General features: G+C 53.9%; 21 protein-coding genes. 7 read left to right on the forward strand and 14 right to left on the reverse strand.

The features are described 5' to 3' along the window. Nucleotides 1–54: 54 nt before the first annotated feature. The gene (locus tag BV494_RS04295) at nucleotides 55–1,713 is read left to right on the forward strand and encodes a glucan biosynthesis protein D (RefSeq protein WP_104921735.1); all 1,659 of its coding nucleotides are present in this window, start codon (nucleotides 55–57) and stop codon (nucleotides 1,711–1,713) included. A gap of 230 nt (nucleotides 1,714–1,943) precedes the next feature. Here BV494_RS04295 and BV494_RS04300 read toward each other — a convergent pair whose 3' ends face one another. The 5 genes from BV494_RS04300 to BV494_RS04320 all read right to left on the reverse strand — a co-directional run bounded on the left by BV494_RS04300 (nucleotide 1,944) and on the right by BV494_RS04320 (nucleotide 8,338). Next, on the reverse strand, nucleotides 1,944–2,126 hold the full coding sequence (locus tag BV494_RS04300; protein ID WP_101078550.1) for a hypothetical protein: 183 nt from the start codon (nucleotides 2,124–2,126) through the stop codon (nucleotides 1,944–1,946). Between the two features lie 525 nt (nucleotides 2,127–2,651). Beyond that, the gene (locus BV494_RS04305) at nucleotides 2,652–4,769 is read right to left on the reverse strand and encodes a TonB-dependent siderophore receptor (protein WP_104921736.1); all 2,118 of its coding nucleotides are present in this window, start codon (nucleotides 4,767–4,769) and stop codon (nucleotides 2,652–2,654) included. 399 nt (nucleotides 4,770–5,168) lie between these two features. Continuing rightward, nucleotides 5,169–7,130 (reverse strand): glycoside hydrolase family 3 protein, encoded by a 1,962-nt coding sequence (locus BV494_RS04310; protein WP_104921737.1) that lies wholly within the window; start codon nucleotides 7,128–7,130, stop codon nucleotides 5,169–5,171. A 132-nt stretch (nucleotides 7,131–7,262) separates the two neighbouring features. Further along, nucleotides 7,263–7,781, reverse strand: a complete 519-nt coding sequence (locus BV494_RS04315) for a chromate transporter (RefSeq protein WP_104921738.1) — start codon at nucleotides 7,779–7,781, stop codon at nucleotides 7,263–7,265. Further along, complete coding sequence (locus BV494_RS04320; RefSeq protein WP_226790020.1) at nucleotides 7,781–8,338, reverse strand: chromate transporter; 558 nt, start codon at nucleotides 8,336–8,338, stop codon at nucleotides 7,781–7,783. The genes BV494_RS04315 and BV494_RS04320 overlap by 1 nt, the downstream gene beginning before the upstream one ends. A 150-nt stretch (nucleotides 8,339–8,488) precedes the next feature. Here BV494_RS04320 and BV494_RS04325 point away from each other — a divergent pair, with 150 nt between their 5' ends. Further along, nucleotides 8,489–9,406, forward strand: coding sequence for a LysR family transcriptional regulator (locus BV494_RS04325; protein ID WP_192938139.1), 918 nt, complete (start codon nucleotides 8,489–8,491; stop codon nucleotides 9,404–9,406). Here the strand turns inward: BV494_RS04325 and BV494_RS04330 are convergent. Next, entirely contained in the window at nucleotides 9,403–9,756 is a 354-nt protein-coding gene (locus BV494_RS04330) for an ArsR/SmtB family transcription factor (protein ID WP_104921739.1), read from the reverse strand. The two genes, BV494_RS04325 and BV494_RS04330, sit on opposite strands and share 4 nt — an antisense overlap. Nucleotides 9,757–10,007: 251 nt before the next feature. Between BV494_RS04330 and fusA the strand changes: the two genes are divergently transcribed. Further along, the gene (gene fusA / locus BV494_RS04335; RefSeq protein WP_104921740.1) at nucleotides 10,008–12,113 is read left to right on the forward strand and encodes an elongation factor G; all 2,106 of its coding nucleotides are present in this window, start codon (nucleotides 10,008–10,010) and stop codon (nucleotides 12,111–12,113) included. Between the two features lie 157 nt (nucleotides 12,114–12,270). On the opposite strand, the gene wrbA is transcribed toward fusA, so the two are convergent. From wrbA to BV494_RS26035, 5 genes are all read right to left on the reverse strand, one after another. Continuing rightward, entirely contained in the window at nucleotides 12,271–12,870 is a 600-nt protein-coding gene (wrbA, locus tag BV494_RS04340; protein ID WP_104921741.1) for an NAD(P)H:quinone oxidoreductase, read from the reverse strand. Nucleotides 12,871–12,950: 80 nt separating this feature from the next. Then, nucleotides 12,951–13,466, reverse strand: a complete 516-nt coding sequence (locus BV494_RS04345) for a phospholipase D family nuclease (protein ID WP_226790021.1) — start codon at nucleotides 13,464–13,466, stop codon at nucleotides 12,951–12,953. Between the two features lie 14 nt (nucleotides 13,467–13,480). Further along, nucleotides 13,481–13,702, reverse strand: coding sequence for a hypothetical protein (locus BV494_RS04350; RefSeq protein WP_104921742.1), 222 nt, complete (start codon nucleotides 13,700–13,702; stop codon nucleotides 13,481–13,483). After that, nucleotides 13,699–14,115 carry a hypothetical protein gene (locus BV494_RS04355; protein ID WP_104924694.1) on the reverse strand — a complete coding sequence of 139 codons (417 nt, stop codon included), beginning with the start codon at nucleotides 14,113–14,115 and terminating at the stop codon, nucleotides 13,699–13,701. Before BV494_RS04355 ends, BV494_RS04350 begins: the two co-directional genes overlap by 4 nt. Nucleotides 14,116–14,183: 68 nt before the next feature. Next, nucleotides 14,184–15,575, reverse strand: coding sequence for a YadA C-terminal domain-containing protein (locus BV494_RS26035; RefSeq protein ID WP_226790022.1), 1,392 nt, complete (start codon nucleotides 15,573–15,575; stop codon nucleotides 14,184–14,186). Nucleotides 15,576–15,903: 328 nt separating this feature from the next. On the opposite strand from BV494_RS26035, the gene BV494_RS04365 reads away from it, so the two are divergent. Beyond that, the gene (locus BV494_RS04365) at nucleotides 15,904–16,230 is read left to right on the forward strand and encodes a hypothetical protein (protein ID WP_104921743.1); all 327 of its coding nucleotides are present in this window, start codon (nucleotides 15,904–15,906) and stop codon (nucleotides 16,228–16,230) included. 101 nt (nucleotides 16,231–16,331) lie between these two features. Here the strand turns inward: BV494_RS04365 and BV494_RS04370 are convergent, their stop codons facing one another. After that, entirely contained in the window at nucleotides 16,332–16,637 is a 306-nt protein-coding gene (locus tag BV494_RS04370) for an EthD family reductase (protein ID WP_104921744.1), read from the reverse strand. 173 nt (nucleotides 16,638–16,810) lie between these two features. Here BV494_RS04370 and BV494_RS04375 point away from each other — a divergent pair, with 173 nt between their 5' ends. Then, nucleotides 16,811–18,157, forward strand: coding sequence for a cation:proton antiporter (locus tag BV494_RS04375; RefSeq protein ID WP_104921745.1), 1,347 nt, complete (start codon nucleotides 16,811–16,813; stop codon nucleotides 18,155–18,157). A 75-nt stretch (nucleotides 18,158–18,232) separates the two neighbouring features. Here BV494_RS04375 and znuB read toward each other — a convergent pair whose 3' ends face one another. After that, nucleotides 18,233–19,018 (reverse strand): zinc ABC transporter permease subunit ZnuB, encoded by a 786-nt coding sequence (gene znuB, locus BV494_RS04380; protein ID WP_104921746.1) that lies wholly within the window; start codon nucleotides 19,016–19,018, stop codon nucleotides 18,233–18,235. Further along, complete coding sequence (gene znuC, locus BV494_RS04385) at nucleotides 19,015–19,773, reverse strand: zinc ABC transporter ATP-binding protein ZnuC (protein ID WP_104921747.1); 759 nt, start codon at nucleotides 19,771–19,773, stop codon at nucleotides 19,015–19,017. The genes znuB and znuC overlap by 4 nt, the downstream gene beginning before the upstream one ends. A gap of 95 nt (nucleotides 19,774–19,868) precedes the next feature. Here znuC and znuA point away from each other — a divergent pair, with 95 nt between their 5' ends. Both znuA and mepM read left to right on the forward strand, forming a co-directional pair. Further along, nucleotides 19,869–20,789, forward strand: coding sequence for a zinc ABC transporter substrate-binding protein ZnuA (gene znuA / locus BV494_RS04390; RefSeq protein WP_104921748.1), 921 nt, complete (start codon nucleotides 19,869–19,871; stop codon nucleotides 20,787–20,789). 20 nt (nucleotides 20,790–20,809) lie between these two features. Next, the gene (mepM, locus tag BV494_RS04395) at nucleotides 20,810–22,144 is read left to right on the forward strand and encodes a murein DD-endopeptidase MepM (protein ID WP_104921749.1); all 1,335 of its coding nucleotides are present in this window, start codon (nucleotides 20,810–20,812) and stop codon (nucleotides 22,142–22,144) included. The last annotated feature ends 5 nt before the right edge of the window (nucleotides 22,145–22,149 follow it).

Here is a 22,149-nt window from a genome sequence, read left to right on the forward strand (position 1 = left end):
TCGTCGTGAGGCGGTGCTCCCAGATTTTTGCCCAGTACAGGAAACGATTCTGGCATGGAACGAAGAGCATTTATTAAAGCATCAATGGCATTCGCCGCCTGGTGCGGTGTGCCGGCAATGTCCACACTGTTCACCCGTTCCGCTGAAGCGGCAGAGGCGAATGTGGCCGACGGCGGCGAATTGCCATTTGATTTCAATGCGCTGCAAAAGATGGCGAAAGAGTTAGCGGATAAACCCTACGGCGGCGCGCCTCTTCCTTTACCCAAGACGCTGGCAGAATTAACGCCACAGGCTTACAACGCCATTCAGTACGATCACGCGCATTCCCTGTGGAATGGCCTGCCGGACCGCCAGCTTGACGTCGAATTATTCCACGTCGGCATGGGTTTCCGCCGCCGTGTGCGCATGTATTCCGTGGATCCGGTGAAACATCTCGCGCGTGAAATTCATTTCCGTCCGGAGTTGTTCAATTATCACGACGCCGGTGTCGATACCAAACAGCTGGAAGGCTTCTCGAATCTCGGTTTCGCCGGTTTCAAAGTCAACAAAGCCCCTGAACTGACGCGCCGCGACGTGGTGTCATTCCTGGGTGCCAGCTATTTCCGTGCGGTGGACGATACCTATCAGTACGGCCTGTCTGCGCGCGGTGTGGCGGTGGATACCTTCACCGACCAGCCGGAAGAGTTCCCAGATTTCACCGCTTTCTGGTTTGATACGCCGAAACCGGGCGACACCACCTTCACGGTTTACGCCTTGCTGGATGGGCCGAGCATTACCGGTGCCTATAAATTCCTGATCCACTGCGAACCGACCCGCGTTGTGATGGAGATTGAAAACCATCTTCACGCCCGCGAAGACATCAAACAGCTGGGCATTTCGCCGATGACCAGCATGTTCAGCTGCGGCACCAACGAACGTGGCCGCTGCGACACCATTCATCCGCAGATCCATGACTCCGACCGTCTGCAAATGTGGAGCGGCACCGGCGAATGGATTTGCCGTCCGCTGAATAATCCGCAGCGTCTGCAATTTAACGCCTACAGCGATAACAATCCGAAAGGGTTTGGCCTGTTGCAGCTCGATCACGAGTTCAATAATTATCAGGACGTGATCGGCTGGTATAACAAACGCCCGAGCCTGTGGGTGGAACCGGTCGGAAACTGGGGGAAAGGGGCCGTCAATCTGATGGAAATCCCGACCACCGGCGAAACGCTCGATAACGTCGTCTGCTTCTGGCAGCCGGAAACCCCGGTGAAGGCCGGTTCTGAATTTAACTTCAGCTACAAACTTTACTGGAGTGGCGAGCCACCGCACCGCAGCCCGATGGCTAACGTGCTGGCGACCCGCACCGGCATGGGCGGTTTCCCGGAAGGCTGGGCACCGGGCGAGAATTATCCGCAAGTCTGGGCGCGTCGTTTCGCCATTGATTTCACCGGCGGCGAGCTGAAAGCTTTTGCTGATAAAGGTATCGAGCCGGTAATTAACGTCTCGGCGGGTAAGATTAAGAATATCGAAATTCTGTATGTGCAGCCGTTCGACGGTTACCGGATCCTGTTTGACTGGTATCCGGACAGCGATTCCGTCGCGCCGGTCGAACTGCGTATGTTCCTGCGCTCCGGACAGAAAGCGTTGTCGGAAACCTGGCTGTATCAGTATTTCCCGCCAGCGCCGGATAAGCGCAAATACATCGATGACCGTCAGATGACGAAATAATCCTCTTCGTCATTCAGATTGCTGGGCTGCTGACTGCAATCTGAATGATTTTGAGGATCGAAAGATCAGAAAAACAAAAAGCCCCGACGAAAAATCGGGGCTTTTGCTTTCTTACTTTTCTCAGTATCTGTCATTTGCAGGTGAACCAGACACAGGATCTTGCAAAAATACTTCACAGGGTAGAGCAAGGGTAACGCACGGTACTCAACTGCCGAAGGCCAAGATGGCAATCAAAACGCCTTCACCAGCATTCCGTTCTGCGGTTGTTGCTGAGGATTTCTCAGCGCCGCGTCGAAGGATCTCTCGATCTCTTTCAACTGTTGTAAGAATTCTTGTGGCGAGAAATCGTGTGATTTGCCGCTCATGTAGGCCAGGGCCAGTTCTTTGGCGTTGTAACGTTGGAAGTTATACATGCTGTCAGTTCCTTATTAATCAAAAAAATATTAACGGGATGGCGAACAGCGAGCTGGCTTATAACCACTGCTTACGACGTGCTGCCAATGCAATGCATTCTACGGAAAAGATTGATAAGTGAAAGTTGGTGTTGTTTATGCATTCAATAGTTAAAACCTAACTCAGAAGGGATTATTGCTTGCGGATCCGAACAGTCATTTTGGATGATTAATTCCCCATCTGGCTATCTGACAACAAAAAACACCGGTCTGGCGGGCGCGCATGTCTTCTATAACGCTTTCATGGCGATTTCAGGTGACTGCCGCCGAGGGTGTCGCTGATGCGATTCTGGCTGGGGATGTGCTCGGTAAGACGGTGACGTAGGGATATATGACATGAAGTGCCCCGGTCCCATCGACTCCTCTGCTTTAAAGATAGATCAGATTCGTCTTCGGGTCCGGGGCACGCCGCACGGCATTCACGGGTGTCCAGGTTCAGAGATTCAGTTCAGCCGGTGTAAAGAGCAAGACTCAAACCGTCAGCGATCAGAAATCATAACCGACAGTGGCGATCACGGTACGTTCCTGACCCCAGTAGCAATAGCTGGTGCCGTAACAGGCCGCGACGTATTTCTTGTCGAACAGGTTGTTGGCGTTCACCTGAACATACGCGCCTTTCAGCTGCGGATTGAACTGCACCAGATTCATACGCACTGACGCATCAACCAGGGTTGCCGAAGGCATATGAAGGGTGTTTTCGTTATCCGCCCACTGCGTGCCGATATAACGAACGCCCGCGCCCACATCCACGCCGATTGGTGATTTGTACTGGCCCCAGATGGAGGCCATCTGTTTTGGCGTTACGTACGGCGTGTTGCCGTTGTTTTGCGCTGCGTCGCGGATACGCACTTTATTGTAGGTATAACCCGCCATCACGTTGAAACGCTCAGTGACCTGTTTCTTCGCTTCCAGCTCCAGACCCTGTGAACGGATTTTACCCGCCGGCTCGTAGTAGCTGCCAACCACCACGCGGTTACCCACGTCTTTTTGCGTCAGGTCATACACCGCCGCGGTGTACATATCGGACGTACCGACTGGCTGGTATTTGATCCCCGCTTCGTATTGCTCACTTTGCATCGGTTTCAGCAGCGTGCCGTCCGGGCCAGGCAGGGCAGACGGTGTCATCGCCTGGCTGTAGCTGACGTACGGAGAAATCCCGCTGTCGAATGCATAAAGCAGGGAAGCGCGGCTGCTGAAGTGTTCGTCTTTACGTTCGCTGTTAGAGGTTTTCGCGTAAATACTTTCGTAGCTGCGGCTTGAGGTTTTCAGCGTGTCGTAACGGCCAGACAATGTCAGGAACCACTTGTTCCAGCTCATTTCGTCTTGCAGATAAGTGCCCATCTGCTCGTAACGGTTTTTACCGCGCGAATGGCTGTAGTAATTCAGCGCATCGCCACCCACACCGGTGTACGGGTTAAGCGTTTCGGCAACCGCACCGTCAGATTTCACGTCGTTGATGAAGTGAGAATAATCAAAGCCCAGCACGACTTTGTGCGCCAGTTCGCCGGTGGCGAAATCGGCTTCCAGCTGGTTATCGATAGCAAAGGTATCGAGGGACGATTTCTCACCGGAATAATAACGATTCATCAGCGTGCGATCCGCGTTCCAGCCTGCCTGATACACCTGATCCAGTTCGGTATTAGAATGGGTGTAATTGGTGTTCTGGCGGAATGACCAGACGTCGTTAAACGTGTGCTGGAATTCGTAGCTGTAGATTTGTTCCCAACGTTTGAACTGGTTGTAAGCACTTTCGCCGTCGAAGAAGCCACGGCTCAGTTTCTGGCCGTACAGGCTGCCGTCGGCCGGAACTGCGGCGTGATAACCGCCGGACGGATCTTTTTGCAGATACGCGCGCAGCAACAGGGAGGTGTTTTCATCCGGCGTCCACAACAGTTGCGGGGAGATCGCATAACGTTCCTCGCGCTGATGATCGTACTGCGTGTCGCTGCTGCGGGTCATGCCGGTCAGACGGAATGCCAGCGTATCGCTGAGTGCATTGGTGTAATCGAACGCGCCGCCTTTGGTGTTTTGCGTTCCGCCGGAAAGCTGGAAGTGACCTTCTTCAGCGAATTGCGGACGTTTGGTGGTTTCCACCACGACGCCGCCGGGAATGCTCTGGCCGTAAAGCGCAGACGACGGGCCTTTAACCACATCAATACGCTCAAGGAACCACGGATCAACCTGAATGGAGTTGTAGGTCGCGCCGTCGCTCAGAATACGCAGACCATCGAGGAATGTGTTGTTGACGTCACCGCCGTGGAAACCGCGCAGGGAGATGGTGTCATAGCGGGTTGCGCCACCGGCAAAGTTGGTGAAAACGCCCGGCGTATAGTTCAGTGCCGCGTTAACGGTGGTGGCGTTCTGGTCAGTCATTTGCTGACGCGTAACCACAGAAACCGCCTGACCGGTGGTGATTAACGGCTGATCCGTTTTGGTCGCGCTTTTACTGGTTTTCGCACTGTAACCCTGCGTCGGAGCATCTGCGGTATCAGCAGGTGCGGCTTTGACAACGACGGTATCTTCGGCTGCCAGTGAAGCCGCCGGAACGGACAGCGCCATAGCGCACAAAAGTACCGAGCGTTTGAGGGGGAAAGCCAACAACATATTCATAGTCCCTATAAATAACCCGATAAATAATCGAGTAATTAATTGATGCGAGTGTATTGATGCGTGTGTATAGACCCAAAAGCCAACAACGTTCCGTACTAAAGCGCCTGTACAGAAAATGACAGGGATTAACAGAAACGAGACGAATGTTAAACTTAATGATAATTGTTATCATTATTATTTTACAAATTCAAGTGAACTTTCTGCAAAAAGTGTGAAGTGGCGACATTTTATCCGCATGAAAGGTATGGATTTTTTGATTGTTCAGAGGGGAAAAGGCAAAGCGCGGTGTCGGATTTCTGTTACAAACAGACGGGATGACCGGGAGGAATAAGACAAATTTTTCGAACAACCGTCCGCGGCAAAGGCCGGGACGGCAGGGGAATTAATCAGAAATCAGCGTGCCAGCCCGAAGCCAATATCAAACAACGGCGATTCGCTGTCGTGCGGCATATCTGACTTCTGTTTCAAAACGGCTTCCAGGGAAGAAGGCAGCTCGAAAGGCAGTTTTCCGGTAAAGGCTTCCGTACCGGTGAGGCGGGTAAACAGCACGGTATCATTAACGCCAAAGTTGCCGATCACCGCTTTCGCTTTATCGACCACGTTGGTCAGAATGGCCGGGCGATCCAGATAAACGGTCACGATCGTTGGAACGGATTTGCTGGCCTTCACGATGGCCTGGTAATCTGCATTGTCCTCATTGAACGCCAGTGATCCTTCGTGATGGCGTTTGCCAAAGAACCACTGCTTATGCGGCTGCTCATAAGGCGCTTGTGCGCGGATCAGCGCCACATCGGCTTTTTCCGGTGAATCCACCACGGTGAAACCTGCGGCCTGCGCCGCTTTCGCCTGGATGCCGTACAGCCAGATTTTTTTGCCTTTTTTTAGCGGCAAAATCTCATCTTTGTTTTGCAGAAGCACCAGCGAATGTCCTTGCGCAGAATTCGCTTCTTTCTGCCAGCTCTCACGGCCCACGGTTTGCACGGCTTTTTGTGCATCGACATACGGATTTTCAAACAGGCCGGTCTGGAATTTCTGCACCAGAATGCGGGTCACGGATTCGTCCAGACGTTGCTCTGTCAGTTGTTTTTCGTTGACCGCGTTCACCAGTAACTGTGAGTCAGTGACGCCACCAAACTGATCGACACCGGCTTTCACCGCTTTGACGAAACGTTGCTGCGGCGTCAGGTTTTCCACACCCCACGACATGCCGCCCGGCACCGGTTCTTTTCCTTCCGGCGCGCCGTTAATGCATTCGTCTCTGCAATCATTGGTAATCAGCCAGTCGCTGAGGATCACGCCTTTAAAGCCGTATTGCCCGCGTAAAATATCGTTTAACAACTGATGGCTGAACCCGGCACCGACCTGTTCCAGCGGTTTGCCTTCGAACATGGCGTTTTTCAGGATGGAATAGGTGGGCATGACGCTGGCGACTTTCGCTTCAAACGCGCCGGTAAACGGGTAAATATGTTCTTTCAGATTATTGCCGGGGAAAACGGCGTTCTTGCCATAGACGTTGTGGCTGTCGTAGCCGTTTTCCGCTGCGCCGTAGCCGACCCAGTGCTTCACCACCGAAATGACGCTGCCGCTGTTCAGGCCGTCGGCCCCGTTTTGCATCCCTTCAATGTAGCCGCGCACCATATTATGCACGCGGGCCGGATCTTCGCCAAAGGTTCCGCTGATGCGCGCCCAGCGTGGCTCGGTTGCCAGATCGGCCTGCGGTGAAAGGGCTTCACGGATACCGACTGCCAGGTATTCCTGACGCACAATATCGGCGTAACGGCGGGTGACTTTTTCATCCCCAATGGCCGCCAGCCCCAGTGTTTCCGGCCATTGGGTGAATTTGCCGGATGAGGTGCTCGCGCCAATCAGATATTCAAAGGAATTACGCGGATCGCTGCTGATCGTGACCGGAATACCCAGCCGCGTCGCTTCGGCAATTTGCTGAAGTTTATTGTTCTCTTCGGCCATGACGGCCGGATCTTCAGCCGAAAGACGGGTGATCAGGCTGTTGACTTTGGCACCGGCAATCATCTTTTTCGCGGCGTCAGTATCGTAGTGCGTTCCCGCACCAATCGGGCTGTTGGCCGTCGGCGCGGAGCCGTGCATCATCACGCCCGCTTTTTCCTCCAGCGTCATGCGTTTGACTAAATCCGCCGCACGTTCTTCAGGCGTCAGCCGCCAGTCCTCGTAAGGTTCCAGCATGCCTGAATGGTTGAGATCCTTGAATTTCAGGCCGTCAACGGTCAGCAGCGTTGCTTCACGCTGGCTGAGTTCAGGCTGAGTGTCAGTGGCAAAAACGGGCGGGGCGGAAAGCAGCAGGGCATAAACAGCAAGGCTCAGAGGTTTAATCTTCATTATCATCCTTAATGATTGATATATATAGATACTCAATCTTTAATCAATAACCTATTTGCGGGCTGGATGTTGCGATCGGGTTCGCAAATAAAATCCACAGATGATAGGGGGCTTTGTGCCCCGCACAATAATTCAACCCAACGCCAGCCCTAATACCGCGCCCACCGCCAGCACCCACAGCGGGTGAATACGTTTGTTCAGAGCCATCAGCGTACACACGGCAATCACACCGGCGAGTGTCATGGTGGTGGCGGAGGCTTTGGCGATGAGTAATCCGCTGGAGACCACCAGCCCGACGGTCACCGGCACCAGACCGCGCTGGATCACCTGCCGCCACGGCCGGTCTTTATAGCGCTTCCACCCGCCCATCACGATAATCGTCACGACGGAAGACGGGCCGAATTTTGCCAGCGAGGAAACCAGTAATCCTGACCATCCTGCGACCTGCCAGCCAATCAGCGGCACGATCATCATATTCGGGCCCGGCGCGGCCTGCGCCAGGGCAAACAGGGCGCTGAATTCCTGCGCGCTCATCCAGTGATGCACATCCACCACCGCGCGCTGCATCTCAGGCAGGATGGTATTTCCGCCGCCAAACGCCAGTAAGGAAAGCTCGGTAAACAGCAGGGCAAGTGAGAGTAAAACGGCCATCAGAATTTACTCCGTGCGCAGATAAAAATACTGACCGGTGCCAGCACCAGCATGACCGGCAGCATCGGCATACGGAACGCGGCGATGGCGATCACGCCCACGGCGACCAATGCCAGTTGCAGCCATTTTCCCCACAGCGGCGCGAGCATTTTAAGCCCCGTTGATAACAGCAAACCGGCCGCGGCTGCTGCCATACCGGCGAACAGATGTTCCACCAGCGGCTCATTCTGATAACGCGCATAGACCAGACCGAGCAGCACAACGCAAATCGTCGGCGCGAGGATCAGCCCGAGGATGGCGGAAAGCGCACCGCGCAGCCCGCGAAATTCCATCCCCAAAGCGACCGACAAATTGATGATATTGCCGCCGGGCAAAAACTGACACAGCCCGAGCAATTCAGTGAACTGCGCGGCGGTCAGCCAGCGACGCTTATCCACCAGCATGTGCCGCGCCATCGGCAATACGCCACCAAAACCCGTCAGGCCCAGAACGAAAAAGCCCATGAAAAGTTGCCCGCAATCGGGTGCAGGCGCGGTCTGGTCTTCGGTAGTTAGCATGATTTTTTCCTGCGTGTAATCGGCCATCTCGACACTCTCCCTCAAAGATAATTCAAAGCCGCCAGAGGCGTAAATTTCGTTACGGATCATGCGCGCTGTCATGACATGATGTCTAATGCCTTTAATAGCGAGGACAGATACCCTGTGAGTATGGCAATGATCGAACTGAAACGGCTTAACGCCTTTGTCACCGTGGTGGAAGCCGGCAGTATTACCCGCGCTGCGGAGTTGTTGTTTATTCAGCAGCCGCCGCTGACGCGCCTGTTGCAGGGGCTGGAGCAGGATTTTGGCGTGCCTTTGTTGCAGCGTTTGCCGCGCGGGGTGAGCCCGACCGAAGCCGGTGAGGTGTTGTTGCAGGAAGCGCGCGCGGTGCTGGCGCGGGCGGAGCAACTGAATGCGGCGATGCGTCGCGCGGCGCAGGGAGAACAGGGGCGCATCCGGATTGGGTTCACCAGTTCGGCGGCGCTGCATACGTTTGTGCCCGCGCTGCTGCGCCGGTATCGCGAGATTTATCCGTCGGTCAGCACGCAACTCGAGGAAAGCGGCAGCGGCGAGTTGCTGGAAGCCGTGGTAGCCGGGCAGCTTGACGTGGCGTTTGTGCGTATGCCGGTTAAAGACATGCCGGAACTGGAGATGGAAAAGGTGCTGGAAGAGCCAATGTGGGTCGCCGTTCCCGCCGGACACCGGCTGGCAGCACGGGCAAACGGTCAGCCGCTGAAACTCGAAGAACTGAGCAACGAGCCGTTTGTGCTTTACCGCCGTCGCGCCGGGCAGGGGTTGTACGATGCGATACTCGCGGCGTATGTCCGCGCCGGATTCAGCCCGCATATCGTGCAGGAAGCGCCACGGCTGACATCGTGTCTGAGCCTGGTCGGTGCGGGGCTGGGCGTGTCAATTGTTCCGGCGTCTATGACCCGTCTGGGCGGCGACGGCGTGGTGTTTTTGCCGCTTGATGCCAGCACGCAGCTCAGCGCGCCGTTATATCTCGCCCGGCGGGAAGACAGCCATGCATCGTCTATAATTAGTACGTTTTGTCAGCTGGTCAGCAAGCAGCTCGCCGGCGATTAAAGGTGTTGCTCGGAGATGTGTTTTTGCGTGGATTCGATAGTAATGCCGTCGGATTCGATGGCGCTGAGCAGGCAGTCGAGCAGGCCGGGGAAGCGGGCGTCCAGATCTTCACGGCGCAGCGACAGTAAGTTAGCGCGTCCGTCCGGGCGCTGCCAGATCATGCCGCTGTCACGCAGCACGCGCCAGTGGTGAGTCAGCGTCGATTTCGATAAGCCCTGCAACAGGGTGCCGCACGGGTGTTCGCCGCCTTTCGCTAAGGTGCGGATCACCGCCAGACGTAGCGGATTTCCCAGCGCAGTCAGCACATTTTCGAGACGAATCTGCTCGCGTTCAGGGTGGTTGGCTATCATCGGACTTTCCTTACTTAGAGGTGTGTTAACGCGGCCGCGCAATATAGCTTATCCGTCTGCTGCTGTACAACGCGACGGCCTCTGACCAATTTCATCAATAGAATAAAATTATTGTACGACTATACACGTACAATTGTAGTATACTCTCCGCATTATGAATTTTAGTCGTCAGATTATTTCTTAACTCAACTTTGTGACGGGATGTGAAACCACTCTCCGCCAACTTAGCCATCAACCAGTAAGGACGTTATATGGCTCGCAAAACGCCAATCGAGCGCTACCGTAATATCGGTATCTCAGCACACATCGACGCAGGTAAAACCACCACCACCGAGCGTATTCTTTTCTATACCGGCATGAACCATAAGCTGGGAGAAGTGCATGACGGCGGTGCGACCACAGACTGGATGGCTCAGGAACAGGAACGCGGCATTACCATTACGTCCGCTGCGGTGACCTGTTTCTGGCGCGGGATGGATCACTCGTTCGATGAGCATCGCATTAATATTATCGACACGCCGGGGCACGTGGATTTCACCATTGAAGTGGAACGTTCCATGCGTGTGCTTGACGGTGCGGTAATGGTGTACGACGCCGTGGGCGGCGTGCAGCCACAGTCTGAAACCGTCTGGCGTCAGGCGAATAAATACAAAGTGCCGCGTCTGGCCTTCGTCAACAAAATGGACCGTCAGGGTGCAGACTTCTTCCGCGTTCGCCAGATGATGGTGGACCGCCTGAAAGCCAATCCGGTGCCGATTGTCATTCCGATTGGCAGCGAAGAGCATTTCACCGGTGTGGTCGATCTGCGCAAGATGCGCGCCATTTTGTGGGATGACGAAACGCAGGGTATGACGTTTACCTATGAACCGATCCCGGCCGATTTGCAGGCGCTGGCGGAAGAATGGCGCGAAAAAATGATCTCAGCGGCGGCGGAAGCCAACGATGAGCTGATGGATAAATATCTCGAAGAAGGCACGCTGACCGAGGATGAAATTACCCTGGGTCTGCGTCTGCGCACCATCGCCGGTGAAATCCAGCCGATGCTGTGCGGCAGTGCGTTCAAGAATAAAGGTGTTCAGCGCATGCTCGACGCCGTGGTCGAACTGATGCCGTCGCCGCTGGATATTCCGCCGGTTGCCGGTACGGACGAAGACGGCAACGACGTGTTCCGTCATTCCGACGATAACGAGAAGTTCTCGGCGCTGGCGTTCAAACTGATGACCGACCCGTACGTCGGCCAGTTGACGTTTGTCCGCGTTTATTCCGGCGTGCTGAAAAAAGGCGACAGCGTCTACAATCCGGTGCGCGGCAAGAAAGAACGTATCGGACGTATTGTGCAGATGCACGCCAATGACCGCATCGAGATAGATGAAATCCGCGCCGGTGATATCGCGGCCTGTGTGGGCCTGAAAGATGTCACCACCGGTGAAACGCTGTGCGACCCGAGCGACATTATTACGCTGGTGCGCATGGAGTTCCCGGATCCGGTGATTTCGCAGGCGATTGAACCGAAGACCAAGGCCGACCAGGAAAAAATGGGGATCGCGCTGTCGCGGCTGGCGTCGGAAGATCCGTCGTTCCGCATCCGCACCGATGAGGAATCCGGCCAGACTATTATTTCCGGGATGGGCGAGTTGCATCTCGAAATCATCGTTGACCGCATGAAACGCGAGTTCGGCGTGGAAGCCAACATCGGTAAACCGCAGGTCACGTACCGCGAAACCGTGCGTAAAACCGTGCAGGATGTCGAAGGGAAATTTGTGCGTCAGTCAGGCGGTAAAGGCCAGTACGGCCACGTTGTCTTCACGCTCGAACCGTTGCCGGCGGGCACCGGCTTTGAGTTTGTCGATGCGACCAAAGGCGGCGTCGTACCGCGCGACTACATTCCTGCGGTCGAAAAAGGGGTCACGGAAGCGCTGAACAACGGCATTCTGGCCGGGTATCCGGTGGTGGACGTGAAAGTCACGCTGACGTTCGGTTCATACCATGAGGTCGATTCTTCGGAAATGGCGTTCAAAATGGCGGCCATCTTTGGTTTCAAAGAAGCAGCCAAACGTGCGGATCCGGTGATCCTCGAACCGATGATGAAAGTGGAAGTGGAAACCCCGGAAGAGTACGCCGGTGGCGTGATGGGTGATTTATCTTCACGTCGCGGTACGGTTCAGGGCATGGAAGAGATAGCGGGCGGCGGCGGTAAAATCATCAAAGCCGAAGTGCCGTTATCCGAGATGTTCGGCTACTCCACCGTTTTGCGGTCGATGTCGCAAGGTCGTGCAACCTACAGCATGGAGTTCAATCACTATGCCGAGGCACCGCGCAATGTTGCAGAAAACATTATTGCGTCGCGTGGAAAATAACTGAAACGGGCGTAATCTCCGCTCAAGACAAAACGGTCCGCAAGGGCCGTTTTTTTTGGGGTTTATTTGGAGATATACAAGGCTCGATGCACTGGACTTACTCGTAATAGGAATTTAAGGCGCAAACAGTATTTGCGCCTTTTGCAGATATTACGCGTTAGCTGAATAACTTCTGGGTAATGGTGGCAACGTGTTTACCCTGATGCACGGCAATACGCAGTTCTTCGGGGCTTGGCTGACGTGAACCGTCGCCGCCTGCAATCGTGGTCGCGCCATAAGGTGTACCGCCACGAACCTGGGAAATGTCGAATAATTCAGGGGTGGTGTAACCGATTGGGACGATGATCATGCCGTGGTGGGCGAGGGTGGTCCAGGTTGAGGTAATCGTCATTTCCTGACCGCCGCCGGTACCGGTTGAGCTGAATACGCTGGCGACTTTTCCTGCCAGAGCGCCTTTGGCCCATAAGCCACCGGTCTGATCGAGGAAGGTGCGCATCTGGCTGGACATATTCCCGAAACGGGTTGGCGTGCCGAGGATTATGGCGTCGTAGTCGGCAAGTTCTGCCGGTGATGCGACCTCTGCTGTTTGTCCGGTTTTCCCGCCTGCGGCTTTAAACGCCTCTTCAGGAATGGTTTCCGGCACACGTTTTACCGTGACTTCAACACCGGGAACGCTGCGTGCGCCTTCCGCAACACTTTGTGCCATCGTTTCAATATGACCATACATGGAATGATAAAGAACCAGTACTTTTGCCATTTTCAACTCCTCATGAGGGTGTGTTTGTTGCGTATTTTGCTCATCTGTCTGTTTGCACCACTAAAGAGTAGGACAGATCATCACTTCACGTTTTCCGACAACGTCCAGCGGCTCACAAAATGTTGCTGATATTGTTTCGTAATGTCTGGTATTCCGCGCAGGACAACGACATTTTCGCTGTTGGTCTTTTCGGCTGTTTCCGAGTCATTGAATGAACCGGTTTCTACGGCGTCGCTGTCTGCGATGATCACTTTGTCGTGCTGAATGTGGAAGTGCTTATCGACGCGTATCTGAACGCCATGCGCTGAGGCATCCGCAATATTATGCAGCGCTTTCGCGTTATGCATATTTTGGCGGTTATCGACGATGACCTGCACCGAAACGCCGCGCCCGGCGGCAGAATCCAGCGCGTCGACTATGTCATGCGCGGTAAACTCGTAAGCCATCATTTTGAGGCTTTTATGCGCATGGTTGATCAGGTCCAGAACCAGCGCGCGGGCAGAACCTTCAGGCGAAAAACCCACCTGAACGGTTCGTGCCTGAACGCTGCCAGCTATGAGGACAGAAGTAATGAGGCATTTCATAAGGATTTTCATGGTTTCGCGGTTCCTTAATTTGCCGGTTCCCAGCTCACCAGCACCGCGACTTCATCGGGTTTCGCGATGAATTTGCTGAGGGTTGCCGTGTGACCGTCACGCATCATCACCGATACGGCAACGCCGGTGACACCGTGAGTCAGCGGCGTTTCCTCGACCCTTTGTAACATTTTCAGGCAGGTATATTGCTGCTCCGGGGGTAAATGTCTGAACTGATCGGTGTGATGTTTTTTCATACGGTCGTCCTGCCATAAATCTGTCCGTTTCGCATCAGGACCACTTTATGCGTGCGCTTATAGTAGATCGCCGTAAAGATGCCTTTGCGGTAAACCTGAGCGTCCGCGTTATCTTCATCAAGAAAGGCGGTGGTGCCTTCGATATAGCCCTGTTTATCAGCGGGAAAGATTTTGATATCGATGCCTTTGATTCGCACATGCACAACGCGTTTGGCGGTCTGCGCATATTGTGTCGTCGCATTTTCCATTGCCTGCTTCAGCGCCGTGTTCTGGATAGCGGTCTGGCGGTTTTGCTCTGCAATATAGCAGGCGTCTTTAGAGATCCCCTGCGCCTGGCAATCTGCCATTCGGGAAGCCTGAGTTGAACATCCGGCGAGGAGAATCAGCGTGGTGAATACAAAAATTTTCTTCATAAAATGACCATCGTATTTTTTCAATAAATTCCGTGGCTGACGTTTGCCAGCCACGGATCATTACGTGTTTACCAGCCCACGCTGACGCCTGCGCCGTAACCGACGTTGCTCTGTGAATCATCAGAAACCGTCATTTTGACGATCGTGGCTTGCCCTGCGTGGAACGAAGCGCCGACGGAAAGGGCATTTTCAGAATCATACCCACCAATGCCTGCGCCGACAGCAAACTGCTGAGATTCCTGAACCTGCGGGATATTGGCCTGAGCCATTGCAGAAGCGGAACCTGCGGCGGCTTCTTTTTTGTTGTCATCAACCTGAGATTTCAAATCACTGAATTTCTGGTTGGTGTAAGACTCAGAGTCAGACAGAACCTGTTTATCCGCCTGATAACGTGCATGGGATTCTGACAACACTTCGGCATGGTTCTGTTCTGCTTCGGCATTAAGCGTCGTGATTTGTGCATCGTAATACGCGGAGCGAACCTGTTGCTGAATGACCGGCTGCTGAGCAGGGGTGGCGGTAAGTTTTTCAATGGTCTGATGATCAGCCGTTTGCTGGGTGATCAGGGAATGCACCTCGGCATTGGTGGCGGCGGCATTCATTTGGGTGAGGCGAGCGTTGTCGTCTTGCTGAATGACTGGGATAGATGCCTGAATTGTCGAGGCAGTCTGAGCTGCATCGTGCGCGGCAACCATTCCCTGAATGCGGTCCGACTGGCGGATATTTTCGCGAGCATTCGCGCCATCAATATCATTTTGAGCGGCTTTTGTGGCTTTGTCCTGGTCGGTATCAGTAGCCAGCTGCTTTACTTTGCCTTCAGCAATTTCATCTTTATTTGCTGCAATAGCATCTTTGTTCTGATTAACGCCATGCGCGGTCGCACGGATCAAACCGGCGTTATCGTCGATGTCTTTGCGGTTATCGGCAATTGCATCCTGATTTGCCTTAATCAACCCGGATTGGATAAAGTTGCCTTTTAGCGCTGCGGTAGCATTAATACTGGCATGCGTTGCAGTCGCCTGAGCTGTTTGAATCGCAGCGTCCTGTTCAACATTTTTAGCCGCGTTATTGTCAATATCTACTTGCGCAACCATGATGGCATGGTGGTTATTATCAATCTTGTTGTTAGACCAGTTAACATCATGCTGAAGTGATGACAGCGAATTATCCTGTGATGTTTCTTGGGCTTGCGCTGCTTTCAAAGCATCGAAACGAGCTTTCAATTCCGTCTGAGAAGGAACGCCGGTAGGTGCTGCTGTTTGAGGTTTTTGTACGTCAACATCAGAAGCCGAAACTGGAGCCGCAGTGACTGCCATAGCCGCAACAGCGACCGCCGTTAAAACACGGCGAATAGTCGAAGCCGATACCCCGAAGTAACGCGCCAATTCCGATTTGTTATGATTTCCTGCGATGTAAGCATTAACGATCTGAGTGTTACGGTCTGTTGCCTGAGCTTTCATGAGTTTTTTCCGACATTGAAATAAGTATCTAATAGCGACAAATAAATGCGTTAACAGAACGCTATTCTTGTCTCCTTACGAAAAGCATACATACGATGAATGTGACTTGTTTCACACATTCACGGTCGTTTGACTTATGTCAAGAAACGTAAAGTTAAACCGCTACATGAAATTGTTTCACTTAGCGCGCTTATTTGTAGCTGCCAGACACGGTTTTGTGCTTCTAAAGAGGTGAAAACTCGGATTTTTCGTAGCGAATAGCGACGTAATGAAATCCCTACGAGATTCCTGTACTATGTGTATGGTTTTAAAAAGTGGAGATAAGACTATGGCAGATAACGCAAATGAGTTTTTGGACTACGTTCAGCGGCTGAATATCGATCAGCCTGCATTGTGTATCCTGCTTGGGTTGCCCCGCAGTACGTTAAATAAGTGGATCAACGGGACAGTGACGCAAATTCCTCAGGTTGCCGTGACGGCGGTGAGAATGTTGTGGTTCATGCGTGAAAGTGATGAAGCCCTGTTTGAAAAGTGGGCGATGGTGCAGGATTTTGGTGTGACAGCGGAGTACGCGGCGAACGATAAAGCGCAGGTATTTTTGCATACCATTAAGCGTGAACCGAGCACGCCGATAAAAAGGTTGTTGAGCAAATAGTCTGACCGGCGGTAGTAGAAGGGCGCGTAAAGCCCGTTAAAAAAGGCGATAAACCTGCTGAGGTTTATCGCCTTTTTTATCTTAAGCACGAAGGGAGTTGATCAGACAACAACCTCGAAAATCATCTTAACGGGTTCGATATTGGTGAAGTTCGCCACGTCTGCCACAAAGTCAGCCGCGTTATCTTTCATGCCTTGTTCAAAGTCTTCCATCGAATTGCAGTAGATGTGGCATGCCGCAATAAACGGGGCGTCCGCAGGGGCATTTTCAGGGATTTTATCGATCGCATAAGAATGGCAAAACGCGCCCATGCGGCTTTTAATCAGCGGTAAATGCACGTCGCGGTAATAGGCATGATCAAAGGTTCCGTTTTTGATGTTGGGATATAGCACGCTGTATTTAATCAATTTTTTCACCTTCGTTTTTGATATAACTCTTCACAATAATCGTCAAAACAATCTTCAAAACAGGAAAGGAGTCTAGCGCACAGTTTCCGCTTTTGCCGCGCCTTTTGTGCCCGATAACGTCTGAATTTTGCGATGTACTACGCTTACACGATGGCATTTTAAAAGGATGAAACATGGGTTTTTTGGGATGGACCGCCGCAGTCGGCGGATTGTTGTTAATAATGTCTCTGGCGTCGGGATGGATTTCCCGCGGGCCGGTGACGACGTTTGGGTTGTATCTCGCCGCAGGTGTGGTGTGCGGCCCCTGGGTTCTGGATTTACTGCACGTCGATCTGGTGGCGTATTCCACGCTGACCGCGCGTTTTACCGAAATCGCGATGGCGGCTTCGCTCTTCATTACCGGCCTTAAACTCCGTTTACCTTTCCGTTCGCAGAGCTGGCGCGTGGGTGCGGTGCTGGCGTTTCCCGCCATGTTACTGACGGTATTGTGCGTGACTGTGATTACGCATTACCTCACCGGACTTTCCTGGCCGCTGGCGCTGGCGCTGGGCGCGATTATCGCCCCGACGGATCCGGTTCTGGCGAGCATGATTGCGGTCAACGATGCAAATGACGATGACGGTCTGCGGGTTGCGTTGTCGAGCGAAGCGGGGATGAACGACGGCTCGGCGCTGCCGGTTCTGATGCTGGCATTGATGTTATTCACCGCGCACGAAGGGTTGTCGTCTGAAGCGATCTGGCACTGGGCGTGGCGCGATGTCGTCTGGGCGCTGCTCGGCGGGCTGGGCATCGGATTCGCGATGGGGAAACTGGTCGGGTTAAGCGCCACGCGTTTTCACAGCCGGCAGCGCACGGTTGCGCCGAGTGATTTTCTGGCGCTGGCGCTGATTGCGCTGAGTTATGCGACGGCACAAAGTCTGGATGCCTCGGGTTTCCTGGCCGCTTTCGCGGCGGGTGTCGGTTTGCGCCGCGCCGAAGTGCGTGTGGTGTCGCTGTATCCGCCGGACGATCTGGAAGAAGGGCGGCGGCCACCTCCGGCCGAAGACATGGTGAATCCACACCAGCGCCACAGTATGCAGGCGGAAATGCCGCGAAACTCTATCGGGCTGATGGTCGGCGATGCGCTGTCATTCGGGGATACCATCGAACGGCTGTTTGCCGCCGGGATTGTGATGGTGCTGGGGATTACCCTGGCGGAACACTGGGAGCCGATGGGCCTGCTGATTGCCGCCATACTGTTTATCGTTATCCGCCCGCTGGCCGTTTATCTTACGACGCTGGGCATCCGCGTGCCGCATGGACGGCGGCTGATGATTGGCTGGTTTGGCATCCGCGGGATCGGCAGTATGAATTACATCGCCTACGCCTGGACACACGGCCTGCACGGCGCAGACGCCAATTATATGACCAATATTGCGTTTACGGTGATTGTTGCCAGCGTGGTTATCCACGGGCTGACGGTGTCGCCGGTGCTGCACTGGCGTCAGGCGAGACAGGCGGCGAGGGCGCAAAAAGAATAACAGAAGAGGTACCAATGAAAACGGACGCTCAGGGCGTCCGCTTTTTTATCTGCTTTTTCTGCAACAACGTTGCCGTCAGGCAATCTGCTTTTTGCCGAGGCTGAGCATAAACAGCACGGCGGCGGAAAGCACCACGGAGGGGCCCGCAGGTGTGTCGTAAAAAGCCGAAAACGTCAGGCCTGCGGTGACGGCGATAATGCCAATTGCAATGGCGACAGACGCCATTTGCTCCGGCGTTTTCGCAAAGCGGCGCGCCGTGGCAGCAGGAATAATCAGCAGCGACGTGATGATCAGCGCACCGACGAATTTCATCGCCAGACCGATGGTCAGCGCCGTCACCAGCATCAGGATGATCCGTGACCGTTGCAGGTTTACGCCATCGACATGCGCCAGCTCCGGGCTGATGGTCATGGAAAGGAGCGCCCGCCATTGCCAGCACAGTACCGCAATCACGATGGTAACGCCGACGGCAATCATCCAGATATCGCTGTACGTCACCGACAGCAAATCCCCGAACAAATACGCCATCAGATCGACGCGGACACCAGACATCAGGCTGACCACCACCAGGCCGAGTGATAATGCGCTGTGCGCCATAATCCCCAGCAGGGTATCGACGGCCAGATGCGGTTTGCGTTCCAGCGCCACGAGTAAAACCGCCAGCAGCAAAGTCACGGCGATCACGGTGTAAAACGGATTAACGTTGAGCAGCAGGCCAAACGCGACGCCGAGCAATGACGCGTGAGCCAGCGTATCGCCGAAATAAGACATACGACGCCAGACGACAAAAGAGCCCAGCGGACCGGCGGCAATCGCCAGCAAAACACCGGCGATCCAGCCGGGTAATAACAGCGCGATCATGCGTCACGACCTCCGGTGTTGCGCAAAATAATCTTCCCTTTTAAGTCGTGGCGATGATTATGGTTGTGACGGTAAATCGCCAGTTGCTCCGCGCCCCGGTTGCCAAACATGGCAATAAATTCAGGGTGCGTGGACACCACTTCCGGCGAGCCGGAACAGCAGATGTGCTGATTCAGGCACAAAACTTCGTCAGTTTTCGCCATCACCAGATGCAGGTCGTGCGACACCATCAGCACGGCGCAACCGAGCTCACAGCGCAGGTTGTCGATCAGGTTATACAACGCAACCTGACCGTTGACGTCCACGCCTTGCGTCGGTTCATCGAGCACCAGAAGCTGCGGGCTATTCAGAAGCGCGCGCGCCAGCAAAACGCGCTGGTTCTCACCACCGGACAGTTTTTGCATCGGCTGATCGAGAAGATGCGCCGCCTGAACCCGTTTCAGCGCAGGCAAAATGTCGCTTTTTTTCACACCAGGTTTCAGGCGCATAAACCGGCTGACGGTCAGCGGCATCGTCGGATCAAGATGAATTTTTTGCGGAACGTAGCCGATGCGTAAACCCGGCTCGCAGGTCATCGTGCCTTCAGTTGGCGCAATCAGGCCAAGCACAACGCGCACTAACGTAGATTTCCCTGCGCCATTCGGGCCAAGCAGGGTCAGTATTTTCCCCGGTTGCAGGCTCAGCGAGATGTTGGACAGCACGCGGCGGGAACCGAAAGTGACCGAGATATTTTGAAGCGTAGCTAATGTGGGCATGTCATTGGGTCTTGCAGAACAAATCGGATGTTATAATATTGCGTTTCGCAAAAAATAACCAGTTTTCCCCCAACACGAAGATGAGTTCACCCCGCATGATACAGAAAAAAAGCGTTAAACGGATGTTACTGGCCGCCGCAATCCTCAGTTCCGGTGCGGTTTTCAGCGCTCAGGCCGCCGTTCTGGCCTCCGTTCGTCCGCTGGGTTTTATTGCCTCCGCGATTGCCGACGGCGTCATGCCGACCGAAGTATTATTGCCGGATGGTGCGTCGCCGCATGATTTTGCGCTGCGGCCTTCGGACATTCAGCGCATGCGGAGCGCGGATCTGGTGGTGTGGGTGGGGCCGGAAATGGAAGCTTTCATGACTAAATCTGCTGCGCAGCTCCCGCCGAACCGTCAGGTGGAAATCGCTGCACTTCCGGCAGTGAAACCGATGCTGATCAAAGGCAGCGATGATGATGAACATGACCACGATCATGACGACGGCAATCATCATCACGGTGAATATAATATGCACGTCTGGCTGTCGCCGGAAATCGCCCGCGAGACCGCCATTGTTATTCATGACAAGCTCGTAGCGCTCATGCCGCAGAAAAAGCAACAATTAGATGCAAATTTGTCGCATTTTGAAGATGAATTGACAAAAGCTGACAAAAACCTTGGTAGTATTCTGCAACCTGTTCAGGGTAAGGGATATTTTGTTTTTCACGATGCCTACGGCTACTTTGAGAAACACTTCGGCCTTTCGCCACTTGGTCACTTCACGATCAATCCCGAAATACAACCTGGCGCACAGCGTTTACATCTCATTCGAACACAGTTGGTTGAGCAAAAAGCGACCTGCGTTTTTGCTGAGCCACAATTCAGGCCAGCCGTCATAACGGCTGTTGCCCAGGGAACAAAAGTGCGTATGGGCACATTGGATCCGCTGGGGAGCGGCATTGTACTGGGTGCGGACAGCTACGTGAACTTCCTGTCACAGCTGACGAACCAGTATCTGAGCTGCCTGAAGTAAGCTAAAAGGACAGAATTTAAGTGCAGCTGATAGCCCGATCTATCGCTCTGGCGTATAGCAACCTTCCACGGCCCCACCGCATTATGCTGGGGTCGCTGACCGTCATCACACTGGCCGTCGCCGTCTGGAAACCGTTAGCCTATCACCCGGACAATGACCTCTCCGATACCAAACCGCTGGTTAAAAACATCACGTTAGACAACCAGCAATTGCGTTCGCTGCTTCCCGAAGCCAGTGAACCTATCGATCAGTCGCCTCCCGCTGACGACGATATTCCTCAGGACGATCTGGACGATAAAACCGCGAACGAAGCGGGCGTTCATGAATATGTGGTTTCCACCGGCGATACCCTCAGCAGCATTCTCAATCAGTACGGCATAGATATGTCAGAAATCGCTGCGCTGTCGGACGCTAACCGTGATTTGCGTAACCTGAAAATCGGTCAGCAACTGTCATGGACGTTGAACGACGCGGGTGATTTACAGCGCCTGACGTGGGAGAAATCCCGCCGTGAAACGTACACGTTTGACCGCTCGGGCAACACCTTCAAATCTTCACTGGAAACGCTGAAAGGCGAGTGGAAAGACTCGGTCATGAAAGGTACGCTGAACGGCAGTTTTGTGACCAGCGCCAAAGCGGCGGGGCTGACCAGCGGTGAAGCCAGTGCGGTTATCAAAGCGCTCCAGTGGCAGCTCGATTTCCGTAAATTGCAGAAAGGCGATGATTTCGCGGTGCTGATGTCCCACGAAGTGCTGGATGGGAAAAACGAGCAAAGTGAATTGCAGGCAGTGCATATGCGTTCCGGCGGCAAAGATTATTACGCCGTGCGTGCGGAAGACGGTAAATTCTATGACCGTACCGGCAGCGGGCTGGCGAAAGGTTTCCTGCGTTTCCCGACCGGCAAACAGTATCGCGTTTCCTCAAACTTTAACCCGCGCCGTTTGAATCCGGTCACGGGTCGCGTCGCGCCACACCGTGGTGTCGATTTCGCCGTGCCAGTCGGTACACCGGTTCTTGCGGTCGGCGACGGCGAAGTGGTTATGGCGAAAAATGGCGGTGCGGCCGGCAACTATGTCGCTATCCGTCATGGTCGTCAGTACATGACCCGTTATATGCACCTGCGTAAACTTCTGGTGAAGCCGGGTCAGAAAGTGAAACGTGGCGATCGTATTGCGCTTTCCGGTAATACCGGCCGTTCCACCGGCCCGCATCTGCATTTCGAAATGTGGATTAACCAGCTGGCCGTCAATCCTCTGACCGCCAAATTGCCGCGTACCGAAGGGCTGACAGGTAAAGATCGCAGTACTTATCTGGCAACTGTCCGCGAAGTTGTTCCTCAGTTGAAACTGGACTGATCGCT

The organism is Rahnella sikkimica (genome assembly GCF_002951615.1).
Classification (GTDB): domain Bacteria; phylum Pseudomonadota; class Gammaproteobacteria; order Enterobacterales; family Enterobacteriaceae; genus Rahnella; species Rahnella sikkimica.

Bases quoted from the DNA above. Each gene is read 5' to 3' on its own strand.
- BV494_RS04295 (WP_104921735.1), top strand. From the start codon at position 55: ATGGAACGAAGAGCATTTATTAAAGCATCAATGGCATTCGCCGCCTGG.
- BV494_RS04300 (WP_101078550.1), bottom strand. From the start codon at position 2,126: ATGTATAACTTCCAACGTTACAACGCCAAAGAACTGGCCCTGGCCTAC.
- BV494_RS04305 (WP_104921736.1), bottom strand. From the start codon at position 4,769: ATGTTGTTGGCTTTCCCCCTCAAACGCTCGGTACTTTTGTGCGCTATG.
- BV494_RS04310 (WP_104921737.1), bottom strand. From the start codon at position 7,130: ATGAAGATTAAACCTCTGAGCCTTGCTGTTTATGCCCTGCTGCTTTCC.
- BV494_RS04315 (WP_104921738.1), bottom strand. From the start codon at position 7,781: ATGGCCGTTTTACTCTCACTTGCCCTGCTGTTTACCGAGCTTTCCTTA.
- BV494_RS04320 (WP_226790020.1), bottom strand. From the start codon at position 8,338: ATGCTAACTACCGAAGACCAGACCGCGCCTGCACCCGATTGCGGGCAA.
- BV494_RS04325 (WP_192938139.1), top strand. From the start codon at position 8,489: ATGGCAATGATCGAACTGAAACGGCTTAACGCCTTTGTCACCGTGGTG.
- BV494_RS04330 (WP_104921739.1), bottom strand. From the start codon at position 9,756: ATGATAGCCAACCACCCTGAACGCGAGCAGATTCGTCTCGAAAATGTG.
- fusA (WP_104921740.1), top strand. From the start codon at position 10,008: ATGGCTCGCAAAACGCCAATCGAGCGCTACCGTAATATCGGTATCTCA.
- wrbA (WP_104921741.1), bottom strand. From the start codon at position 12,870: ATGGCAAAAGTACTGGTTCTTTATCATTCCATGTATGGTCATATTGAA.
- BV494_RS04345 (WP_226790021.1), bottom strand. From the start codon at position 13,466: ATGAAAATCCTTATGAAATGCCTCATTACTTCTGTCCTCATAGCTGGC.
- BV494_RS04350 (WP_104921742.1), bottom strand. From the start codon at position 13,702: ATGAAAAAACATCACACCGATCAGTTCAGACATTTACCCCCGGAGCAG.
- BV494_RS04355 (WP_104924694.1), bottom strand. From the start codon at position 14,115: ATGAAGAAAATTTTTGTATTCACCACGCTGATTCTCCTCGCCGGATGT.
- BV494_RS26035 (WP_226790022.1), bottom strand. From the start codon at position 15,575: ATGAAAGCTCAGGCAACAGACCGTAACACTCAGATCGTTAATGCTTAC.
- BV494_RS04365 (WP_104921743.1), top strand. From the start codon at position 15,904: ATGGCAGATAACGCAAATGAGTTTTTGGACTACGTTCAGCGGCTGAAT.
- BV494_RS04375 (WP_104921745.1), top strand. From the start codon at position 16,811: ATGGGTTTTTTGGGATGGACCGCCGCAGTCGGCGGATTGTTGTTAATA.
- znuB (WP_104921746.1), bottom strand. From the start codon at position 19,018: ATGATCGCGCTGTTATTACCCGGCTGGATCGCCGGTGTTTTGCTGGCG.
- znuC (WP_104921747.1), bottom strand. From the start codon at position 19,773: ATGCCCACATTAGCTACGCTTCAAAATATCTCGGTCACTTTCGGTTCC.
- znuA (WP_104921748.1), top strand. From the start codon at position 19,869: ATGATACAGAAAAAAAGCGTTAAACGGATGTTACTGGCCGCCGCAATC.